The following is a 21,834-nucleotide window of genomic DNA, read 5'->3' on the forward strand; positions in this document are numbered from 1 at the left end:
GTAATTTATTTTTTTAATAAGTTAAGTATTTGGTTTTCCCATATTTCTAAAGTTATATTACCAGATATATGTAGGATAACTTTTCCATATTTGTCAAAAACAAAAGTTTCTGGTACTCCTGTTACTCCAAATGCACTACCAGTTTTACCACTATAGTCAGCTGCAACGATTTTATATGGATTGCCATTTTCTTGTAACCAGGCTATAACATTGTTTTTAATATCAAGATAGCTTATCCCATAAATATCAACTATATTTTTTTGTGCAATCTCTAGCCATACTTTGTGTTCTTCTTTGCATGTTATGCACCATGATGCAAATATGTGAATTATATATGGGCTGCCTTTGAGATTACTGGTAGTAAATTGCTTATCTTCTTGTAGAAGATATGGTAAAGTGAGATCGTATGACGGATTATTAAGATTTTTATTATATATTGCATATAAGAAAGTTGTAACTAATAATAAAAATATAATTAGTAATATAATACATATAGCTTTCATAAACTTTTAGTTAAAAATTTTTTCAATTTCTTAATATTATCTATTTCTATTATTGTAATATTAGCAAACGTGCACTTGCTATTACATGGTATAATAGCTTGCTTAAATCCAAGCTTATAAGCTTCTTTTAGTCTTAAGTCAATATTATATATATTTCTTATCTCTCCTGATAAGGAAATTTCTCCACACATTATTGTTAAAGGTGGAATAGGAATATTAGTAAAACTTGAAATTAATGATGCTGCTATAGCTAAATCTGATGCTGGTTCATATATTTTTAATCCTCCAGCAATGTTAAGATATACCTCTTTATCTCCTAGGAAAATATTACATTTAGCATTGAGAACTGCTATTATCATAGAAAGACGATTGATATCACATCCAACTACTGCTCTTCTGGGGGCAGCCATATAGGTATGAGAAATAAGAGATTGGAATTCTATTAATATTGGTCTAGATCCTTCAATTCCAGCAAAAACAGCACTTCCAATAATACTATGATTATGAGATTTGTGTCCTAAGAATAATGATGATGGATTGCTTATGGGTATTAGTCCATGTTTTAACATTTCAAATACTCCTATCTCATTTGTAGGACCAAATCTGTTTTTTATTGTACGTAAAATACGGTATTGATTACTATTATCTCCTTCAAAATATAAAACAGTGTCTACCATATGCTCTAGAGTTTTAGGTCCAGCTATTTGTCCATCTTTTGTTATTTGTCCTAGTATAAATAATGTTATGTTATTTTGTTTGGTAAATGTAATTAATTCGTGTGTACACATACGTACTTGTGCTATTGTACCTGGAGATGAGGAAATTCTTTCATCGTATATGGTTTGTATTGAATCTATAATTAGAAATTTAAATTCATTGTCCTTTTTTACTATATTTATGATATTATTTAATGATGATGTTGAGAGAATTTTTATTTTTGATTCGAAAATACATAAACGATTTGCTCTTGATTGAATTTGATCAATTGATTCCTCACCTGAAGCGTAAAGACAACTATATGATTTTTTTGCTAAAATTGATGCAATTTGTAGCATTAAAGTAGATTTTCCTATTCCTGGTTCTCCTCCAATTAATATATTACTTCCTGATATTATGCCTCCACCAAACACTCTATCCAGCTCGTCTATTTTTGTGCTATATATATTTTGTGAACTTATTTTATTATCAGATGCAGAAAGTGCTACAGCACTATTTTCTATTTGTACTTTTTGCAATGATTCACCTACAATACTGTCCCATGTACCACATACATTACATTTACCAGTCCATCTGTGAAAGTTGCTACCACACACTGTGCAAATATAGGATATTTTTGACATTTTTAAATACGCTGCTATGCCGTAATTTTAAATCATATAAAACAGTTTTCTAAAAGTAAAATATTATGTATTTTTAATTTACTAGATAAGTTATAAGCATTATGTACTCAAATAATATTATAATAATAATAATGGAGCTGATAAACCAGATCTATGTGAAATTTTATGATAGTAAAAAGGACAGTAGTGATATTTTATTGACGTATATTATATGTAATGTTATTAATAGTACTTAAATGTTTGATATTAATGAATAAATATGGAATTAGGTGATAAAAATTTTGTAAATTCAAGTAATGATACGTGTAAATTGACTGGTAATATTATAGGAATTCTAGCATTTTTATGGTCAATATTTCAATTATTTATAGCTTCACCTTTGCCTTCCATATTAGCTACAAATGATAGTTTGAATTGGGTGATTCTAACAGATTTTAAGTCTAAGGTCATACATTTATCTTTTGCATTCTTGTTACTTTTTTTACTCTTTCCTACCTTTACTAAAGGTTCTAGAAATAATATCACTTTTTTAAGTTGTGTTTTTGCGTGCTTATCAGTTATATCAACAATGTATCTTGTGGTAATGTATGATGAATTATCATTAAGAATAGCAATGCCTAATAACTTAGATATAGTGATTTCTTGTTGTGGAATATTATTTTTATTGGAAGGTGCAAGAAGGTCTATAGGAATGCCTATAGTTGTTGTTGCATTATTATTTCTTGTATATTCTATTTTTGGGCAATATATGCCTGACCTTATTGCTCATAAGGGTAATAGTCTTGCTGCGATTGCTTCTCATGAATGGTTATCTGCAGAAGGAGTTTTTGGTGTAGCTTTAGGAGTGTCTTCTAATTTTGTTTTTTTATATGTGTTATTTGGAGCTTTATTGGATAAGGCAGGAGCTGGTAATTTTTTTATTAGATTATCGTTTATTCTACTTCAAAGATTTGTTGGTGGCCCAGCAAAAGCAGCGGTAGTGGCCTCAGGTTTTATGGGGATGATGTCAGGTTCATCAATAGCTAATACTATTACCATAGGATCATTTACTATTCCTTTAATGAAAAAGATGGGTCTTAGTGCTGAAAAAGCTGCAGCAATAGAGGTATCAGCTGGAGTCAATGGACAGATTATGCCTCCAGTTATGGGAGCAGCTGCATTTTTAATGTCAGAATTTTTATCAATTCCATATGCTGATATAGTTAAATATGCTTTTGTTCCTGCTATTATGATATATGTAACATTATTATATATAGTGCATCTTGAAGCTTGTAAGTTGAATATGCGTCCTGTCATTGATCTAACAGAAGCACGTTCTATTTATTTTATTGTCTTGAAGTTTTTAATATTTATATGCTGCTTATTTATATTAGTAGGATTTATATATCTTGTTATTGAAGGTATTCATTTAGGTAGTTTTTATATTCCAGGGATAAAAGCTATATTTCTTGATGATAGTATTTATTTTATATCATTTGTTTTAGTGTGCTTATATATTGCAATTTTATTGTGTCAATTTAAAAAGGATTCAGGAGAAAATCATGATGCATTAGAATCATCTGATGTATGGGAAATTTTAAAACAAGGGTTACACTATTTTATTCCTGTTTTTATTTTAGTGTGGTGTTTGATTGGTGAAAAATTGTCATCTTCATTATCATGTTTTTGGACAAATTTATTTTTGATTTTTATGTTGATGACTCATGATACAATTAATGCGGTATTTCGGAGAAATTTTTCACAAATTTTCTATGTTTTGTGGAATAGTATAAAAAAAGTGTATGAGGCTATGGTTTTAGGTGCTAAAAGTATGCTAACTATAGCTGTAGCTACAGGTACGGCTGGTCTTATTGTTGGGACGGTTGCTTTGACTGGGTTTGGATTATCTATAGGTGTTTTTATTGATCATTTAGCAAATGGAAGTGTATTTATTACATTATTAATGACAGCTGCTATATGTATAATTCTAGGTATGGGTATGCCTACTACAGGATGTTATATTATAGTATCTACTTTAATGGTTCCTATTTTGAATGCGGTTGTTCATAAAAATGGATTATCTATACCACTTGTTGCATTGCATTTATTTGTTTTTTATTTTGGATTAATGGCTGATGTTACACCTCCTGTTGGAATAGCTTCTTATGCTGCAGCAGCTATAGCAAAGGGTAATGCATTTAAAACAAGTGTGCAGTCATTTTTATATAATATTAGAACCATGATAGTGCCGTTCTTATTTGTGTTTAATAGTGATATTATTTTATATGATATTGATAATGTATGGAGTGCAGCTTTAAGTATATTAGTTGCTTTAGTGAGCATTATGAGTATTTCTGCGGGCATGCAGGGATACTTTTTTGTAAAAAGTAAGTTATATGAATCTATAATTTTAATAGCTGTTGGTATTATTTTAATAATACCAGGACATATTATAGGGTTTTTTGTGCCTAAGTATATGGATGTGTCATTATCTGAGGTTGATAATATAATTACTGTCAAGAGTGATAGTTCTTTGTTAATGACTGTTGAGCATCAAGATGATAATGGTGAAATTATTCAGAAAGATATTGTAATTCCATTGGTTCACGGATTCCAAGGAACATTAATTGATATGATAAAGAAAAAAGTGGGGATTGATGTTGTTGTAAAAAGTTTATCATCTGGAGTTGTTAAATTAGATGTTAAAAATATCGCAAGTTGGAGCTATGTTGATCAATCAGATATAGAGGTGAAGGACTCTATTGTTAAATTAAAATTATCAATACAAAAGAATTTAAAGATGTATGTGTATTTTATTTCTTTCATAGTGTTAATTGTATTGATATTTGTACAGTTGCGTCATAAGACTATTAGTAAATAAGTATGAGGCTATGTTGTGTTGGATATAGCGGTTATTATAATACTATTGTTATGTATGTTTGTGGGTTTTTTTAGAGGGTTTATCAAAGAGGTATTTGGTATATGTGGTATTGTAGCATCTATACTATTGACAGCTAATTACCATGATTATTTTTTTGATATTTATAGTAAAAGAATTAATTCTGAAATTATAGTAAATGCATTGTCTACTGTAACGGTTTTTATTTCAATTACAGTTTGTGTGATAATTCTAAATAGTTTTTTAATGTATTTACTATTGCCAATAAGATATAATGTATTGGATAGAGTTGCAGGATTATTAGTTGGTATTATTAAAGGTATGGTATTTTCTTGTTGTTTATATTTTATAATAGAAACTTGTTGTTATACCTTTTTATATTCTTCTGATGAGGATAATGAGGAGATTGTTCTTCCTGCATGGTTTTCAGAGTCTTATTATTATAATATTTTTTATGTTATCAATGACTATGTAAGTGAAGTAGTGCCAGAATTTACTTATGATAAAATAAAAGTTATTACACATGAAATATTGAGTAAACGTTATAGCAAAAATGATAAAAAAAATAGTGTCATTAATAAGTGATATTATTTGTTTCTATTATATAAGATTTCGATGAATTATATTATAAATTGAAATGCTTTTTATATGATAAGCAAATTATTATTACGGAATTTTTGGGCTATGATATGATTAAGTCATGAAAAATAGAAGTTGTTAGATTATATAATACTAAAATATTAAGTAAATAATTATCTTGATAATAATCTTATATTATATATAATTGCGTAGTTAACTTTATGAAGGAGAGCATGTGCTTTTATATGAGTTTACTTTTATAGCACAGCAAAGCTTAACACAGTATGAATTAGAAGGATTGATAAAAGGATTATCAACTTTGTTGATAAAAGTTGGTGCTGAGCTTATTAAGTATGAATATTGGGGTTTGCTAGATTTTGCTTATAGTATTGAAAAAGCTAATAAGGGTCATTATTGTATGATGTATATTAGCGTCAATAATTTTGATGTTATTAACGAATTTAAGCGTAAAATTAGATTAAATGAGGATGTAATAAGGTTTTTATGTTTAAGAGTTAATAAAATACCAAAAGGTAATTCTTGGATGGTGAATTTAGGGAAAGATTGATATGCTGCAGAAAAACAAAAAAAATAGTACTAGTACGGGAACAGGGTCTTCGGTGTATTCTTCATTAGCTTATTTAAAAAGACCTTATTTTAAAAGATCTAAATCTTGTCCTTTGGCGCAGTGTTCAAATGATGAGATAGATTATAAAAATAAGTTACTACTTACTAAATTTATATCAGAGTATGGTAGGATTCTACCAAGTAGGATTACTTCGGTGTCATCTAGAAAGCAAAGATTACTGGCTTTAGCTGTGAAAAGAGCTAGGTTTTTAGCATTATTGCCTTATTGCTAATTAGTTTATTGTTGATATGTAGGATTATTGATATAACTGTTTGTTTTTATTTTAATAGGATTATGTTGTAATGTTATCAGTTATTTTAAAAGAGAGTGTTAGGAATTTAGGAAAAGCAGGTGAGGTAGTAAAGGTAAAACCTGGGTATGCTAGATATTTATTAACTCAAAAAAGAGCAGTAAGGGCAACTAAGGAGAATTTAGAGGCATTAAAACAGAGATGTTTAATAATAGAAGAAGAAAATCGTGAAAAATTAGCAAAGGCTCAAGCAATAAAATCATTGTTGGATGGTAAATACTTGATTATTATTAAGCAGGCATCAGATGATGGTAAGCTTTTTGGCTCGGTAACTTTGAAGGATGTTGCTAATTTGCTTTGTGATCAAGGGTATGATTTAAGTTCAAAAGATATATTCTTTAGTGGGGTTATAAAACATTTAGGTGATTATATTATTAATATAGAGCTTCATGCTGATCTAGTAGTTCCTATAAAGTTACATGTAGTTAAAGATGAATCAGCGGTTGAGGAAGTTAAAAAATTGTATGCGGATAATATAGTAAAAGTTCAAGAGGAATCTATTATAGAGAAGAATAGTATGAGTGTAGCTACTGAAGTTAGTAGTGATATAGATAATGCAAATATGTAAATTAATAATGTAACTTAATCATAGTATGTGGACTGTATTTATTTAATATAAAATAAAAGGGTCATTATATACATATTTTATGTAAGCAAAAGGACTTCTTGTTGTAGTTAATGTATTTGGGGTAGGTATGGATATTGTTGATAGTGATCTTAAGAATTGTGATAGTGAGGTTTTTAATTGTATAATACAAGAGTTGCAACGTCAAAAAACATCTTTACAACTTATAGCATCGGAAAATTTTGTCAGTAAAGCAGTTTTGCAGGCTCAAGGATCAATATTTACAAATAAGTATGCAGAAGGCTATCCTGGTAAAAGGTATTATTGTGGTTGTCAATATGCGGATTTGGTAGAAAATTTAGCAATTTCGAGATTATGTGAGTTGTTTGGTTGTAAGTTTGCAAATGTACAACCTCATTCTGGTTCTCAAGCAAATCAAGAAGTATTTATGGCATTATTAAAGCCAGGGGACACTGTATTAGGGATGTCGCTTGGGTGTGGTGGACATTTAACTCATGGGTCTGCTGTAAGTGTATCTGGTAAGTGGTTTAAATCTGTACAATATGATGTTGATTGTGATACTGGCTTAATAGATATGGATAAAATTGAAGAGCTTGCTGTTGCTTCCAAGCCTTCTTTGATTATTGCAGGGGCATCTTCATATCCACGTCGTATAGATTTTAAAGCATTTCGTGCAATAGCTGATAAAGTAGGAGCTTATTTTTTAGCAGATGTTTCTCATTATGCAGGGTTGATTGCTGCAGGGGTATATCCTTCTCCTATTAATGATGCGCATGTTGTTGTATCGACTACACATAAAACACTGCGAGGGCCTCGCGGAGGAGTTATTATGACTAATTATGAAGATATTCATAAAAAAATTCAATCTTCTGTATTTCCTGGGATGCAAGGTGGTCCGTTAGTGCATGTAATTGCAGCAAAAGCTGTAGCGTTTGGTGAGGCATTAAGGCCAGAATTTAAGCTTTATGGGAAGCAGGTTATTGATAATGCTAAAGTATTAGCTAATACATTGCAAAGTAATGGGTTTCATGTTGTGACAGGTGGTACGGATAGCCATTTAATGGTTTTAGATTTAAGATCAAAAAATATTACAGGTAAAGATGCAGTACTGTCATTAGAAAGATCTGGAATTGTTTGTAATAAAAATGTTGTTCCATTTGATACTGCAAAACCTTCCATAACATCAGGATTGAGATTGGGTAGTGCTGCTGAAACTTCTAGGGGGTTAGGTATTACGGATTTTGAAACAATAGGTCATTTAATAAGTAAAATATTAAATGGGCTTTCTGAAGATTTGGACAACATTTCTGTTATTGAATCAAACGTAAAAAGTGAAGTTGCTAAATTATGTTGTAGATTGAAGGATTTTTCTTTTGAAGCATAGCTTTTGATAAATTTTTAAATAGCTTGTTACTTTCTAAAGGTTTAGATTGTCTCTAAAAAATATATTGTCAAAAAGATAAGTTTAATTTTTTTTGCTGTAAGAGTGGTTTTTTATTTAAAAGGAATATGGTATTAAATAATAATTAAGCTGTATGTGCATAATTTCTATAAGTATGTTAGGTGCTAATTTTAATTTCTTATAAAGCTATATTTTAGCTGTGTAGTTGATATTGATATATTTTTAATGTGTATTTATGTTAATTACATAATAAGTTTTTTTGCAGCTATAACATAAATATCTTATAATTAATGTTATATAAAGATTGACATTTTTTTATGAAATGATGAACCAAATGATGGTATATAAAATGGTACTGCAGTTATGGTAGAGAGCTTATCCATATTTCAATTTCAAAGTTTAGCATACGAAGTTTTAAATTCTTTATTATATTTGATAGAAGATTCTGATCTTGATGGTGTTTTAGAGTGTGATAGTTATGAAGGGTTGGTAAAAATTACTAATGGAAAAGATGAGTATGTAATTAGTAAGCATGATTCTTCTATGCAAATATGGATATCGTCTCCTTTAAGCGGATCAGTACGCTTTAGTTATGATAGTAATTTAAAAGTTTGGTATAATAGTGATAATTGTGATGTGTTTGAATTTGTAAAAAAGGAAATAAGTTTATTATTTAATATAAATTGTATAAGCTGATGAAAATATTATTTTCATATATTAAGCCGCATATATTATATTTCGTATTTGCATATGCTGCGGTTATTATATCTTCTGTTACTATTTTAACTTTTGGAAGGGGGTTACATACTTTAATAGATGTAGGGTTTTTTACAAATACTACAAGCATTAAAGGACCATTTTTTATGATGTTAGCTATAATTGCTGTTATGGCTTTAACTTCTTTTTTCCGCATGTGGTTGACGGGGTATGGAAGTGAAAAGGTGATACGTGACATTAGGATAGGGCTATATAATAAAATTATATATTTACCTCCAAGTTTTTTTGAAAAAGTAAGTACATCAAGTTTGATGACAAAGCTAATTACTGATACTTCAATACTACAATCGATCTTAAGTAGCAGTATGTCGGTAATTTTGAGAAATGCAACTACTTTTCTTGGTAGTGTTGCAATGTTAATTCATACTAATTTGAAATTGACAATTTATACAATAATTATTATACCTATTATTTTAACTGTATTAGCTTTTTTTGGTAAAAAAGTAAGACTTTTGTCTAAGTGTGTTAATAATAAAACAGATGAAATAGCAGATTTTAGTGATGAAACATGTCGTGGTATTAATGTAATTCAGTCTTTTGTGAGAGAAGCAATAGTAAGTCAGCAATTTACTCTTTTATTAGATCAAGCATTAAGTATAACTAAGAAATATATATGCTTTCGTGCGCTGTTAGTAACGTTGATTATTACATCTGTTATGGGCTCTATTGGTCTTGTATTATGGGTTGGTATTCAAGAAGTTGTTGCTCATAATATAACTTCAGGGGCGTTATTTGCTTTTCTTTTTTATTCAACATTAGCAGCTGGTTCAATAAATAGTATTGGTGATAATATACAAGATTTGCAGAGAGCTACTAGAATATCAGAGGGAATATCTCAGTTATTGAATGTTAAATCAGATATTATTGAAATACATAATCCTAAGGTAATAAACAGCATTAAAAAATTGATTTCAATTAATAATGTTACATTTTACTATCCAACTAAGTTAAGTGTTCCAGCATTAAGAAATGTAAATTTATCTATTAATGTAGGAGAAAAAGTTGCTTTAGTTGGTCCATCGGGAAGTGGTAAAAGTACGTTAATTAATGCCTTATTAAGGTTTTATGATGTTAATGATGGAAATATAAGTATTGATGGAGTTGATATTAAACAATTATCTTTGCATAGCTTAAGGTCTCTTTTTAGTATTATACCTCAAAATCCTGTAATATTTTCTGGAACTATACTGGATAATATAACTTATGGCGTGAGTAATTATACGTATGAAGAATTAATTAATGCTGCAGAAAATGCATACATCATGGATTTTATCAATGGGTTGCCTGATAAGTTTTCTACTTTTGTTGGAGAAAAGGGTTTATGTTTATCTGAAGGTCAAAGGCAAAGAATTATAATTGCAAGGGCAGTATTAAAAAAATCTGAGGTATTAATTTTGGATGAAGCAACATCATCGCTAGATTCTCGTAATGAAAAAGCTATACAAAATGCTTTAGATAAAATTATGCATGGGAAAACGATGATCATGATAGCTCACAGATTGTCAACAGTGATGAAGGCAGATAAAATTGTTATTTTTAACAATGGTGTAATAGAAGAAATTGGCACTCATGAGTCACTGATGAAAAATCCTGATGGATTATATATGAAACTTGTAAAATTACAACTACTAACTAATAATGACTCTACAGAGTAATATTGTATATATTTTTTACAGTAAATAGTAATTATGGTATAGGATATAATTAATTTTTATATACTTATAGTTTTTATGTATCTATAATTTAGTTTGTACCATGTAGTGTATAAGGAAATTTTCCTATAGTTACGCATGTTAGTGAATAAGCTTCAATAAGTAGTACGTTTAAATTAATTGCGATTTTCGTTAGGTATAAATTAGAATTACAATGTGTAAAAAAAATAGTAAATACTAAGTGTAGAGTTTTTTAGAAGTTTAATTATAAAGTTCAAAATAGTAGTATAAGTAGATATGTTATACTGTCCTTACTTGTTGTAGCTTGAAGAAAAATTGAATTTTTATAATAGTGATATTATAATTAATAAAGCTTTAAACTTAGTTTTTACTGTAGGTTTACTATTGACTCATTGGATTATTATGGTAGCCTAAAATCATGTATGGTTTTTAATTTATTAATAATGTCTAATTTTGCATACGAGATTATAGATCATGAATACGATGTGGTTATAGTTGGTGCTGGAGGTGCTGGGTTACGAGCTACACTTGGCATGACATCTGTAGGATTGTCAGTTGCATGTATTTCTAAAATTTTTCCAACACGTAGTCATACAGTTGCTGCTCAAGGTGGTATTAGTGCAGCACTTGGTAATGTAACAGAAGATGATTGGCGCTGGCATATGTTTGATACAGTAAAAGGGTCAGATTGGTTAGGAGACCAGGATGCTATTGAATATATGTGTAAACATGCAATGCAGGCAGTTATTGAATTAGAACATTATGGTGTTCCATTTTCTCGTACTAAGGATGGAAAAATATATCAACGTCCTTTTGGGGGAATGACTACAGAATTTGGTAAGGGGAAACCAGCACAGCGCACTTGTGCTGCATCAGATAAAACAGGACATGCTATACTTCATACGTTGTATCAACAATCATTAAAGTTTAATGCTAAGTTTTTTATTGAATATTTTGCTATTGATTTAATTATGAGTGATGAAGGTCGATGTCAAGGTGTACTAGCCTGGTCGTTATGTGATGGTACTTTACATAGATTTCGCGCACATGCAGTTGTTTTAGCTACGGGAGGATATGGGAGAGTTTATTTTTCTGCAACTAGTGCGCATACTTGCACAGGTGATGGTGGAGGTATGGTTGTAAGAGCAAATTTACCATTAGAAGATATGGAATTTGTTCAGTTTCATCCTACAGGCATATATGGTTCCGGGTGTTTAATTACAGAAGGTTGTAGAGGCGAGGGTGGTTATCTAATTAATTCTGAAGGTGAAAGGTTTATGGAACGTTATGCTCCTAAAGCTAAAGATTTAGCTTCACGTGATGTAGTTAGTAGATCGATGACCATGGAAATACGTGAAGGTAGAGGAGTTGGTAAGAATAAAGATCATATTTATTTGTCAATAGCTCATCTTGATCCTAAAATTATTCATGAAAGATTGCCTGGAATTAGTGAAACGGCTAGAACTTTTGCTGGAGTTGATGTTACAAGAGATCCAATACCTGTAATCCCTACAGTTCATTATAATATGGGAGGTATCCCTACAAATTATTATGGTGAAGTTGTAACATTAAAAGAAGGTGCAGAAAAAATAGTACCAGGGCTTTTTGCAATTGGGGAAGCTGCATGTGTTTCTGTGCATGGAGCTAATCGATTAGGATCTAATTCACTATTGGATTTAGTTGTATTTGGTAGAGCTGCTGCAATTAGAGCAAAGGAGATTATTAAGCCAGGTGCTTCTTGTGCTCCTATAAATAAATGTTATGAAGAATGGATTATTGATAGATTCGATAAAGTACGTTTCTCACAAGGGAGTTTGCGTGTATCAAAAATACGTAGTAATATGCAGAATGTTATGCAATTACATGCGGCTGTGTTTCGTACAGCAGAAGTCTTAGATGAAGGAAAAGAAAAAATAAAAGAAGTTGCTGCATCCATGAAAGAGATTTCAATTACTGATAGAAGCATGATTTGGAATAGTGATTTAGTTGAAGCCTTAGAACTTATTAACATGATACCACAGGCAGTAATTACTATGAATTGTGCAGCAAATCGTACAGAAAGTAGAGGTGCTCATGCTCGTGAAGATTTTCCTGATCGCGATGATGAAAATTGGATGAAACATACTATAGCATGGTATGATTATAATTGTTATAACGTAAAAATAGATTATAAGAATGTTGCAAATTCAACTTTAACGGATGAGGTACAATATTTTCCTCCTCAGAAAAGAATATATTAAAGGATTAATTATGGTTCAGTTTTCTTTACCTAAGAACTCTAAAATTAACAGAAATGGTAAGGTTTACCATGCTGATGTTAATGCAAAAAATGTGAAATGTTTTAAAATATATAGATGGTGTCCAGATGATGGAGATACTCCAAGAATAGATACATTTTTTATTGATATGGAGGAGTGTGGGCAGATGGTGCTGGATGCTTTAATAAAAATCAAGAATGACATTGATTCTACATTAACATTTCGAAGATCGTGTCGTGAAGGAATATGTGGTTCTTGTGCAATGAACATTGATGGTACTAATACACTTGCATGTACAAAATATATTTCTGAGATTAAATCTGATGTTGAGATTTATCCTCTTCCTCATATGGCTGTTATAAAAGATTTAGTTCCTGACTTAAGTAATTTTTATAAACAATATGAATCTATTAGTCCATGGTTGCAAGCTAAGGAGCCTGATTCTGTTAATAGTGAACGTTTACAGACTATAGAAGATAGAAGTAAGTTAGATGGAATTTATGATTGTATACTATGTGCTAGTTGTAGTACTGCTTGTCCTAGTTATTGGTGGAATTCAGATAAATATTTAGGACCAGCAGCATTATTGCAAGTATATAGATGGATTGTTGATAGTAGGGATGAAGCTTTAAATGAGCGTTTAAATATGTTAGATGATGCTTTTAAATTATATCGTTGTCATACAATAATGAATTGTACTAAAACTTGTCCTAAAGATCTTAATCCAGCACAAGCGATTGCAAAAATTAAGCAGCTAATGTTCTTAAAGATAGGAAACTAAGGTTATATATGAAAACACAGCGTATTGTTGTTCCTGCTCTAGAGGAAATTTTATATAAAGATCATAAAGTATTAGATCATGGATTTATTAGGGTTATTGATTATATGGGTGATGACAGCTCTGTTGTTCAGGCAGCTCGTGTCTCTTATGGTAAAGGTACAAAACATGTGAATCAAGATGCTGGGTTAATTAATTATCTTATGAGGCATTCTCATACTACTCCTTTTGAAATGTGTGAGATTAAATTTCATGTAAAATTACCTATTTTTGTTGCTAGACAATGGATACGTCATCGTACTGCTAGTGTTAATGAGTACTCTGCTAGATATTCAGTTTTGGATAAAGAGTTTTATATTCCAGATCATAGTCAAATATCAGAACAATCTTGTGATAATGCTCAAGGTAGGGGAGAAGTTTTACCTGAAGAGTTTTCACAGGAAGTTATTGATATTTTTCAACATGATGCAGCTTTAACGTATAGTAATTATAGTAAGTTCTTAGAAAGAGGTTTAGCGAGAGAAATATCACGTATTAATTTAACATTAAATTGTTATACTCAGTGGTATTGGAAAGTAAATTTACATAATTTATTAAAATTTATTAAGTTAAGAGCTGATAAGCATGCTCAATATGAGATAAGAGTTTACGCAGAAACAATGCTAGATATTGTTAAACTTTGGGTGCCTTTAACCTATAATGCATTTGTAGAGTATTGTTTAGAAGCAAAGGCATTATCACGAAATGCTTTAAATGTCATACGCAAGCTAATTGATGGACAAGAGGTTAGCAGAGAAAGTAGCGGTATGAGTAAAAGAGAATGGAATGATGTGATGATGATTTTAGAAAAATAAATAAAAAAAAAGATTGTCAGTTTATTATGGACGTATACCTGTAATATTACATATGATAGCAATTTTGGGTTATCGGGTACAGTTTGTGCTGTTAGCTTTATATACTTATACATATTGTTTATTAAGTTATTCTTTATGGAATGGTGATGCAAGTTTTAAAAAAAGTGATTTTGATTTTAGTGGTTATGACTATTACTATCTGTGATATGTCATGTGATATTTATACACCTAGTCTGCCAAAAATTAGTGATTTTTTTAATGTAAAACATGCTATTGCTCAATTAACAGTAAGTTTGAATTTGATTGGCGGATCGCTTTCAGGATTATTATATGGCCCACTATCTGATTATTATGGACGTAGACCTATAATGTTAATAGGAATAGCAATTTTTGGATTAGCAAGCATAGGGTGCTGTTTTGTTAATAATATTGTAATGTTAATTATTATGAGGTTAATTCAAGGATGTGGAGCAGGGGTTGCAGGAGTTATAGGATATGCGGTAATTAATGATATGTTTTCTGGTAGTGAGGAATGTGCAAAAAATATATCGTATGTTAATATGGCAATTGCTTTTTCTCCAGCTATAGGTCCAATATTAGGTAGTTCCATAATATCTCATGGATATGATTGGAATGTGCTTTTTATGGTGATATCAGTATTATCAGTAATACTTTTTATTTTTCTATATATTTATCTAAAAGAAACAATAGTTACGTGGCACAAAGATAGCCTTAACTTTTACTATGTAGTTAAAAAATATGTTAATTTAATGGTGAATATGAGATTTCTAGGATTTGCCTTAATTTATAGTTTAACTATTATGTGGGTATGGGCGTCTATTGTTAATTTGCCATTTGTTTTTATTAAATCAATGAATTTACCAATAGGAAATTATGGTTATCTTATTGCTATACATGTAATTTCATATGTTATTGGTACTATTATCAATCAAAGGTTAGTGGAAAGAGTCGGAATGAATAGAATGTTAATTATGGGGTTATTATTAGATTTTATACCAGATATTATAGTTGTAATATTCCACTATGCTATAAAATTAACACCATTACTAATAGAATTGATATGGATTCCATCTGGTATTGGCATTGCATTTACTATTAGTAATAGTATGGCATCTGCATTTAAGGAAATCCAAGATAGTGGGACTGGATCAGCATTTATTGTATTTTTACAGACATTTTTTGGGGCTTTAGGGATTTATATAGTAGAATGTTTTTCTGATGGTACTATTATTGCAATAGCGATTTTACCAATAATATGCTCAATTGTTTCTATAGTGATATATACTACTTTACGTGTTACAAGAAAAGAAAAATATATTGAATAACTTTTTAGTGTATATGATGTTCATATTTAGGTACACAATAGATTATGGTAAGGGTATCATAGTTATAAAAAGTAAAAGTTACTATGATTAACTTATAAAATTTTACTATTTAATATTAATAAAAAACGTTAATTTATTTTTATGGTTGTAGCATTAGTAATTTTTTATGAGATTATGCAAAAGTACTATAAGTATTATATAAATATAAAAAATTACAATAAAGATATTATAAAATTTTATAATGATTTAGTATTACATCAAAAGTTTCAGTAACATTCTTGAAAAACTAGTGATTAAATTATTGTGTTATTTTATGCAATATGTAATAAATCGCAAGGTGATATTTTTTATAAATTAAGGCAATTTGATAGAATGTTGGAGTATACTGAATACATATTTAAAGTTTTTGTATGTGTGTTGATCAATTAATGAATATTGGGATGATGACATACTTATACAAGTAAGTTATCTGTTAAATATTGTATTGCTTGAGGTGTTATAATTCTTCCTCGCGGTGTACGTTGAAGAAAATTTATTTTTATAAGATATGGTTCTATAGTTTCTTCAATGTTATTTATATCTTCTGATAGTGCTGCTGCAATTGTTTCTAATCCTACTGCTCCATTGGAGTGAAAAATAAATTTTAAGTAACTTATATCTAACTTGTCTAACCCAATGTTATTAATGCCTAATTTGGATAAAATTTGATTTACAAATGATCTATCAATTATATTATAGCCTTTAACTTCAAGAAAGTCTCTTAATCTTCTAAGTAATCTTAAAGCAATTCTTGGAGTGCCACGAGATCGTAATGCAATTTCTCTTGCACCATCATTATCAATATTGGTATTAATAACTTTTGCTGCCCGGATTATGACGAGTATTAGTTCCTCTATTGAGTAAAATTCCAAATGTAATGGTATACCAAACCGATCTCTTAATGGACTTGAAAGTAATCCGAATCTTGTAGTAGCTCCTATTAGTGTAAAAACTGGTAAGTCAATTTTTAATGTGCGTGCGCCGCATCCTTCGCCGATAACTATGTCTAAGCAATAATCCTCCATTGCTGGATATAATATTTCTTCAATATTGCGGTTAAGCCTATGTATTTCATCAATAAATAATACATCTTTTGGTTGAAGGTTTGTTAATATTGCTGCTAGATCGCCAGCTTTATTTAATAATGGTCCAGCTGTAGATCGAAAATTTACTTTTAGCTCCTTTGCAGTGATATGTGCTAACGTAGTTTTTCCTAATCCTGGTGGACCATATAATAATATATGATCCATTTGTTCTTTTCTAGCATAAGCTGCATCGATAAATACTTTAAGGTTGCTTACTATTTCACTTTGTCCAATAAATTCCTTTAGTAGATTAGGTCTTAAAGATGTGTTACGCTTATCTTCTTCAGATTCATGACTTTGTAGCATATAAGTTACTTAGATAATTCTTGTAATGCGTGACGAATTATTGTTTGTGTATCATAGTTAGGAAATTTACTATGGATTTTTTGCAACACATTAAAGGCTTTAGATTTGTCATATCCTAAGCTTAATAATGCTGCTAGCATATCATTTAATGAATTGTTATTTTCTTCTTTATTTGTTATAGAATCAAGTTTTATTTTGCTAACCTTAGCTGATAATTCAGTAATAATTCTTTCTACTAATTTTTCACTTATACCTCCCATTTTAAGAGTAACTTTATCATTATTGATAATTGCTGAAAATATCTGGTCAGGTGTTAACTTATCTAATATATTCAAGGCAGTTTTATAATTTATTCCATTAACTGTGATGAGCATTTTTATACAATTTTGTTCTTTTATGTTTAAAAATCCATATAGTTGAGTAATGTTATCTCTATTGATATGTGTTTCAATATAGAGTTTAATATTATGTCCTATAATGCATTGTTGTAAAGTCTTTGAAGAAAGATAAACTATATAACCTACATTGTTAACATTAAGTATAATGTAATTATTGTACAATTCTTCAACGTTGCCTATCAAGATTCCTATCATAAATCCTCATTAGCAATTTGAGAGAGTTTTATATTAATTTTTTGTATATTTATTAAGGTATAAGTTCTGATAATTAATAATATAATGAATAAAAGAGATAATGCAGTAAACATAAGTAGTAAGGGTATCATCATTGAAATATCTATAGCAATACCATTTTTACGTAATATGCTAGCAGGTTGATGTAAAGTATTCCATATGTTAACGGAAAATTTAATTATTGGAATATTTATTGCGCTAAATATTGTAAATATGGCTGTAGAACGGCTTGATCTATATTCATTATCAAAAAAATTCCATAATGCTAAATATCCAATATATAAAAAAAATAATACAAGCATTGAAGTAAGTCTTGCATCCCATACCCACCATGTTCCCCACGTACCTTTTCCCCATATACTTCCAGTTACTAGACAAATGAAAGAAAAACACATTCCTATAGGAGCAATTGCGTGAGATAATATAGATGCTGTGACATTTCTCCATATTAGTACCAAAAAGCTTAAGAGTGCTATTAATAAATATGCTCCTAATGATATCCAAGCTGCTGGTACATGTATATACATGATTCGTACAATTTCTCCTTGTTTATAATCTGGTGGTGAAGCATAAAATGCTGTGTATATACCAGAAATAAAAAATAAAACGAATAAGCAGATAATTAAGGGAAGAAGAATATGTGAATATCGATTAAAATAGTGCATTACGTAATTTTATACCTTAAGTAACTAAATACATATCATAGGTGGTTTTTGAAAACAATATTTAATAGTTGAAATAATATATATATTGATGGTATAGTAGAAATGTGAATTAGAATGCAAGATAACATAGTGGCTCTTGAATTAAGAACAGAAGGTGTTATGTTAGTTATTTCATCTCCTTCTGGCGGAGGAAAGACTACAATTTCAAATTTATTGGTAAATGATAAAAGTAACAATACGGTGCGTTCTATTTCTATGACGACTAGAGCTCCAAGAAGTGGAGAGGTACACGGAAGAGACTATTTTTTTGTAAGTGTAAGTGAGTTTCTAGAGCTTTGTAATTCAGGCATGATGTTAGAATATGCAAAGGTCTTTGGTAATTACTATGGTATTCCATCTGATTTTGTAAAAAATCATATTAATAATGGAGTGAATGTATTATTTACAATAGATTGGCAAGGAGCTTTTAAACTGATTGAGTTAATGAACCAATATGTGGTTAGTATTTTTATATTGCCACCGTCGATGCAAGAATTGCAAAGGCGTTTGTATAATAGAAGTGGTAACAATATTGAAATAGAAAATAGACTTGGTGAAGCGTCTTTTGAAATTAGTCATTGTTATAAATATGACTATATTATAGTCAATAATAATATAATAGATAGCGTTAATCAAATTCAATGTATTTTAAAGGCAGAAAAACTGAAAACTAGAAGGCAGATTAAATTAAAAGAATTTATTACTCAAAGTCTTAATATAAAAAGGTAAGTAATACAGCATTATTTAGTTATTATAATATCTTAGAAAGAATTTTATAAACTGTTAACAGTATCATGATAAGTAAGAGATGGAATTTTAATACTGTAAAATTTTTTTTCATATTGTTAGTATAAGTTATTGAAGTATATTATTACTGTGATGTGTTAAATTAATTACTTGAAATGTATACTAATGTTGATTAGGTATTACACTAAAGATATTTATTCATATGTTAATTTTATGGTTGATAAATGTTTAAGTAGCAAAGAGCATGCTTAAAGAGCTTGTTATGTTGCTAGTGTTATATTATAAATGATATCATGTTAGTAAGTCTAAAGAGCATTTAAAGTATAAAGAAGCTAATATAACTAGCTTAAATTTAATGTGTTGAAATTACTTTATTCAATTTTCTTATTTAAAGAGCTTTTTACTGATTATAGGTGGTTAGTTATAGAAGTTATTATTTAAAGTTTAGTATTGATGAATACTATAAGAATAATTCTTACATTTTTTTAAATTAATTACCTTCGCAATGATAAACATTACTAACATGAATTTTGGAAGTTAAAGGAATATGTAATTGCTAAGGGCTTTTTTATATTTACACCTAAGTTACAAAGTGTTTGTTTAGTAAATTGTTCCATTATTAATTAAACATAATTACTGATATTTTAAATTACTTTAAATTATTTAATTATTTTTTGTAAATATCGGCTATTATGATCTAAACATATATTATAATAGTAATTTGTAATTTATTAAGTTGCTAGTTTTTTGAAATTTATTTATATTTTAGTAGCTAACTCTAATGATATTTTGGATACTATTTTAATTTTTGTAAGTAGTACTAGTAAGCTATAGGTTATGAGTAGCAGAAAGACTAAACAGTTAGGATATTACATTAGGATCTAACATGAATAGTAATATTATAGATGGTAAGCTTGCATCTAGTAAATTGTTGAATCATTTATCTGGTTGTATTAGTGATTTAAAGAGAAATTATGATTTGATACCATCTTTAATAGTGATAATAGTCGGGGATGATCCAGCAAGTAGGCTTTATGTTAGTAATAAGCAAAAGAAAGCTGAAAAGTTAGGAATTTTAGCGAAAACTGTATGTTTACCTTCTACAACTTCACAAGATGAATTACTTGGTATTATTAATACGTTTAATATTGATCCAAGCGTAAATGGTATTTTAGTTCAGTTGCCATTGCCAAAGCATATTGATAAAAATGTTATTATTAATGCTATCAATCCGTGTAAAGATGTAGATGGGTTTCATAATGAAAATGCAGGTAAATTAGCAACAGGACAGTTAGATTGTTTGCTTCCTTGTACTCCACAGGGATGTGTTTATTTAATTAAAACAATATTGAACGATTTATCAGGAAGCAATGCTGTTGTTATAGGAAGATCAAATATTGTTGGTAAACCTTTAGCATCATTACTATTACGTGAAAATTGTACTGTAACAATCGTTCATTCTGCTAGTACTGATATAATAGATTATTGTTGTCGAGCTGATATTCTTGTAGCTGCTGTTGGAAAGGCTTGTCTTGTTAAATCATCATGGGTTAAACCTGGTGCTGTTGTTATTGATGTTGGGATAAATTTAGTTAATCAAGATGGAAATAATAAATTTGTAGGGGATGTTGATTTTAACGAAGTTAAAAATATTGCATCCGCTATTACTTCAGTTCCTGGAGGTGTAGGGCCAATGACAGTAGCATTTTTAATGGTAAATACAGTAATATCAGCTTGTAAACAATATGGGTATGATAAGTTTATTGAAAAGTATTTAAGATTTTAAAATGATAAAAAATTTCTTTGTTGCAGAGATAGTTTTTATGGTTTATACATAAATACAATGGGCGATTAGCTCAGCTGGTAGAGCATCTCGTTTACACCGAGGAGGTCAGCAGTTCAAGTCTGTTATCGCCCACCATTTGCTAATAGTGGTCAATTTGTGTATTATACTAAGAAAATCTTGTATATATCTGATACATTATAGAGTGCTGGATTTTAAGAGTTAAGTAATTAATATATTTATTGAAAAATAGTTTCAGGAATATTATTTTGTCATTATGATAGTTCTTTGATTTTATTTATTATGTAAATTTGAAATTGTGATTATAAGGATGTAAAGGATTGTGAAAAAAAAATTTTAGAAGGTTCTTTGATTATTTTTTTTCCTAATAGGATATTGTTTTTTAGTTTATTATTAATATGTAAAATGTGCTGTAATTATTATTTGTTTGTATCAAGCTTTTTTTTTGAATAGTCAACTATCTAGCTTAAATAAGTTTGTATTATAGAAGAGCAACACTATCAATTTATCTTTTCATTGTTAATAGTTCTTGGAGTATTTTTATAGAATGTAACCCTGCTTTTATCTACTTTGTTTCTTTATATGATACAAAAACTTTTTTATAT

General features: G+C 29.3%; 19 protein-coding genes and 1 tRNA gene. 15 read left to right on the forward strand and 5 right to left on the reverse strand.

Annotated elements, in window-relative coordinates; translation table 11 throughout:
- Positions 1 to 5: 5 nt before the first annotated feature.
- On the reverse strand, positions 6 to 503 hold the full coding sequence (locus tag HL033_RS02990) for a DsbE family thiol:disulfide interchange protein (RefSeq protein ID WP_218193824.1): 498 nt from the start codon (positions 501 to 503) through the stop codon (positions 6 to 8).
- On the reverse strand, positions 500 to 1,843 hold the full coding sequence (gene radA / locus HL033_RS02995; protein WP_218193825.1) for a DNA repair protein RadA: 1,344 nt from the start codon (positions 1,841 to 1,843) through the stop codon (positions 500 to 502). Before radA ends, HL033_RS02990 begins: the two co-directional genes overlap by 4 nt.
- A gap of 259 nt (positions 1,844 to 2,102) precedes the next feature.
- Here radA and HL033_RS03000 point away from each other — a divergent pair, with 259 nt between their 5' ends.
- From HL033_RS03000 to HL033_RS03055, 12 genes are all read left to right on the forward strand, one after another.
- Positions 2,103 to 4,703: a TRAP transporter fused permease subunit gene (locus HL033_RS03000; protein WP_218193826.1), complete on the forward strand. Its 2,601-nt coding sequence runs from the start codon at positions 2,103 to 2,105 to the stop codon at positions 4,701 to 4,703.
- Positions 4,704 to 4,718: 15 nt separating this feature from the next.
- Entirely contained in the window at positions 4,719 to 5,306 is a 588-nt protein-coding gene (locus tag HL033_RS03005) for a CvpA family protein (protein ID WP_218193827.1), read from the forward strand.
- A 229-nt stretch (positions 5,307 to 5,535) separates the two neighbouring features.
- Positions 5,536 to 5,868, forward strand: a complete 333-nt coding sequence (gene rpsF, locus HL033_RS03010) for a 30S ribosomal protein S6 (protein WP_218193828.1) — start codon at positions 5,536 to 5,538, stop codon at positions 5,866 to 5,868.
- Between the two features lies 1 nt (position 5,869).
- Entirely contained in the window at positions 5,870 to 6,160 is a 291-nt protein-coding gene (rpsR, locus tag HL033_RS03015; RefSeq protein WP_218193829.1) for a 30S ribosomal protein S18, read from the forward strand.
- Between the two features lie 70 nt (positions 6,161 to 6,230).
- Positions 6,231 to 6,806 carry a 50S ribosomal protein L9 gene (gene rplI, locus HL033_RS03020; protein ID WP_218193830.1) on the forward strand — a complete coding sequence of 192 codons (576 nt, stop codon included), beginning with the start codon at positions 6,231 to 6,233 and terminating at the stop codon, positions 6,804 to 6,806.
- A 127-nt stretch (positions 6,807 to 6,933) separates the two neighbouring features.
- On the forward strand, positions 6,934 to 8,208 hold the full coding sequence (glyA, locus tag HL033_RS03025; protein ID WP_218193831.1) for a serine hydroxymethyltransferase: 1,275 nt from the start codon (positions 6,934 to 6,936) through the stop codon (positions 8,206 to 8,208).
- A 381-nt stretch (positions 8,209 to 8,589) separates the two neighbouring features.
- Positions 8,590 to 8,922 (forward strand): frataxin domain-containing protein, encoded by a 333-nt coding sequence (locus HL033_RS03030; protein WP_218193832.1) that lies wholly within the window; start codon positions 8,590 to 8,592, stop codon positions 8,920 to 8,922.
- On the forward strand, positions 8,922 to 10,658 hold the full coding sequence (locus HL033_RS03035) for an ABC transporter ATP-binding protein (protein WP_218193833.1): 1,737 nt from the start codon (positions 8,922 to 8,924) through the stop codon (positions 10,656 to 10,658). Before HL033_RS03030 ends, HL033_RS03035 begins: the two co-directional genes overlap by 1 nt.
- Before the next feature lie 461 nt (positions 10,659 to 11,119).
- Entirely contained in the window at positions 11,120 to 12,916 is a 1,797-nt protein-coding gene (sdhA, locus tag HL033_RS03040) for a succinate dehydrogenase flavoprotein subunit (RefSeq protein ID WP_218193834.1), read from the forward strand.
- A 10-nt stretch (positions 12,917 to 12,926) separates the two neighbouring features.
- Entirely contained in the window at positions 12,927 to 13,715 is a 789-nt protein-coding gene (locus HL033_RS03045) for a succinate dehydrogenase iron-sulfur subunit (protein ID WP_218193835.1), read from the forward strand.
- An 8-nt stretch (positions 13,716 to 13,723) separates the two neighbouring features.
- Positions 13,724 to 14,566 carry an FAD-dependent thymidylate synthase gene (gene thyX / locus HL033_RS03050; protein ID WP_218193836.1) on the forward strand — a complete coding sequence of 281 codons (843 nt, stop codon included), beginning with the start codon at positions 13,724 to 13,726 and terminating at the stop codon, positions 14,564 to 14,566.
- Positions 14,567 to 14,712: 146 nt separating this feature from the next.
- A complete protein-coding gene (locus tag HL033_RS03055) occupies positions 14,713 to 15,912 on the forward strand; it encodes a multidrug effflux MFS transporter (protein ID WP_218193837.1) in 1,200 nt (399 codons plus the stop codon).
- Between the two features lie 452 nt (positions 15,913 to 16,364).
- On the opposite strand, the gene ruvB is transcribed toward HL033_RS03055, so the two are convergent.
- Genes ruvB through ccmC form a run of 3 tightly spaced genes read right to left on the reverse strand, consistent with a single transcriptional unit; the run spans position 16,365 to position 18,639 of the window.
- Complete coding sequence (gene ruvB / locus HL033_RS03060) at positions 16,365 to 17,342, reverse strand: Holliday junction branch migration DNA helicase RuvB (RefSeq protein WP_218193838.1); 978 nt, start codon at positions 17,340 to 17,342, stop codon at positions 16,365 to 16,367.
- A 5-nt stretch (positions 17,343 to 17,347) separates the two neighbouring features.
- Positions 17,348 to 17,935, reverse strand: coding sequence for a Holliday junction branch migration protein RuvA (gene ruvA / locus HL033_RS03065; RefSeq protein ID WP_218193839.1), 588 nt, complete (start codon positions 17,933 to 17,935; stop codon positions 17,348 to 17,350).
- Positions 17,932 to 18,639: a heme ABC transporter permease CcmC gene (gene ccmC / locus HL033_RS03070; RefSeq protein ID WP_218193840.1), complete on the reverse strand. Its 708-nt coding sequence runs from the start codon at positions 18,637 to 18,639 to the stop codon at positions 17,932 to 17,934. Before ccmC ends, ruvA begins: the two co-directional genes overlap by 4 nt.
- A 114-nt stretch (positions 18,640 to 18,753) precedes the next feature.
- On the opposite strand from ccmC, the gene gmk reads away from it, so the two are divergent.
- The 3 genes from gmk (at position 18,754) to HL033_RS03085 (ending at position 21,346) form a co-directional block, all read left to right on the forward strand.
- Complete coding sequence (gmk, locus tag HL033_RS03075; protein WP_246575214.1) at positions 18,754 to 19,407, forward strand: guanylate kinase; 654 nt, start codon at positions 18,754 to 18,756, stop codon at positions 19,405 to 19,407.
- Positions 19,408 to 20,311: 904 nt separating this feature from the next.
- Positions 20,312 to 21,211 (forward strand): bifunctional 5,10-methylenetetrahydrofolate dehydrogenase/5,10-methenyltetrahydrofolate cyclohydrolase, encoded by a 900-nt coding sequence (locus tag HL033_RS03080; RefSeq protein ID WP_218193841.1) that lies wholly within the window; start codon positions 20,312 to 20,314, stop codon positions 21,209 to 21,211.
- 59 nt (positions 21,212 to 21,270) lie between these two features.
- Positions 21,271 to 21,346 (forward strand) — tRNA-Val (locus HL033_RS03085).
- The last annotated feature ends 488 nt before the right edge of the window (positions 21,347 to 21,834 follow it).

Source organism: Neoehrlichia mikurensis, assembly GCF_019186785.1.
Classification (GTDB): Bacteria; Pseudomonadota; Alphaproteobacteria; order Rickettsiales; family Anaplasmataceae; genus Neoehrlichia; species Neoehrlichia mikurensis.

What these genes read in the sequence shown, in the direction of transcription:
- HL033_RS03080 (WP_218193841.1), top strand. Translation starts at nt 20,312, where the DNA reads ATGAATAGTAATATTATAGATGGTAAGCTTGCATCTAGTAAATTGTTG.
- ruvB (WP_218193838.1), bottom strand. Translation starts at nt 17,342, where the DNA reads ATGCTACAAAGTCATGAATCTGAAGAAGATAAGCGTAACACATCTTTA.
- ruvA (WP_218193839.1), bottom strand. Translation starts at nt 17,935, where the DNA reads ATGATAGGAATCTTGATAGGCAACGTTGAAGAATTGTACAATAATTAC.
- rplI (WP_218193830.1), top strand. Translation starts at nt 6,231, where the DNA reads ATGTTATCAGTTATTTTAAAAGAGAGTGTTAGGAATTTAGGAAAAGCA.
- rpsR (WP_218193829.1), top strand. Translation starts at nt 5,870, where the DNA reads ATGCTGCAGAAAAACAAAAAAAATAGTACTAGTACGGGAACAGGGTCT.
- glyA (WP_218193831.1), top strand. Translation starts at nt 6,934, where the DNA reads ATGGATATTGTTGATAGTGATCTTAAGAATTGTGATAGTGAGGTTTTT.
- HL033_RS02990 (WP_218193824.1), bottom strand. Translation starts at nt 503, where the DNA reads ATGAAAGCTATATGTATTATATTACTAATTATATTTTTATTATTAGTT.
- HL033_RS03055 (WP_218193837.1), top strand. Translation starts at nt 14,713, where the DNA reads ATGCAAGTTTTAAAAAAAGTGATTTTGATTTTAGTGGTTATGACTATT.
- HL033_RS03035 (WP_218193833.1), top strand. Translation starts at nt 8,922, where the DNA reads ATGAAAATATTATTTTCATATATTAAGCCGCATATATTATATTTCGTA.
- radA (WP_218193825.1), bottom strand. Translation starts at nt 1,843, where the DNA reads ATGTCAAAAATATCCTATATTTGCACAGTGTGTGGTAGCAACTTTCAC.
- HL033_RS03045 (WP_218193835.1), top strand. Translation starts at nt 12,927, where the DNA reads ATGGTTCAGTTTTCTTTACCTAAGAACTCTAAAATTAACAGAAATGGT.
- HL033_RS03000 (WP_218193826.1), top strand. Translation starts at nt 2,103, where the DNA reads ATGGAATTAGGTGATAAAAATTTTGTAAATTCAAGTAATGATACGTGT.
- ccmC (WP_218193840.1), bottom strand. Translation starts at nt 18,639, where the DNA reads ATGCACTATTTTAATCGATATTCACATATTCTTCTTCCCTTAATTATC.
- sdhA (WP_218193834.1), top strand. Translation starts at nt 11,120, where the DNA reads ATGTCTAATTTTGCATACGAGATTATAGATCATGAATACGATGTGGTT.
- gmk (WP_246575214.1), top strand. Translation starts at nt 18,754, where the DNA reads ATGCAAGATAACATAGTGGCTCTTGAATTAAGAACAGAAGGTGTTATG.
- thyX (WP_218193836.1), top strand. Translation starts at nt 13,724, where the DNA reads ATGAAAACACAGCGTATTGTTGTTCCTGCTCTAGAGGAAATTTTATAT.
- HL033_RS03030 (WP_218193832.1), top strand. Translation starts at nt 8,590, where the DNA reads ATGGTAGAGAGCTTATCCATATTTCAATTTCAAAGTTTAGCATACGAA.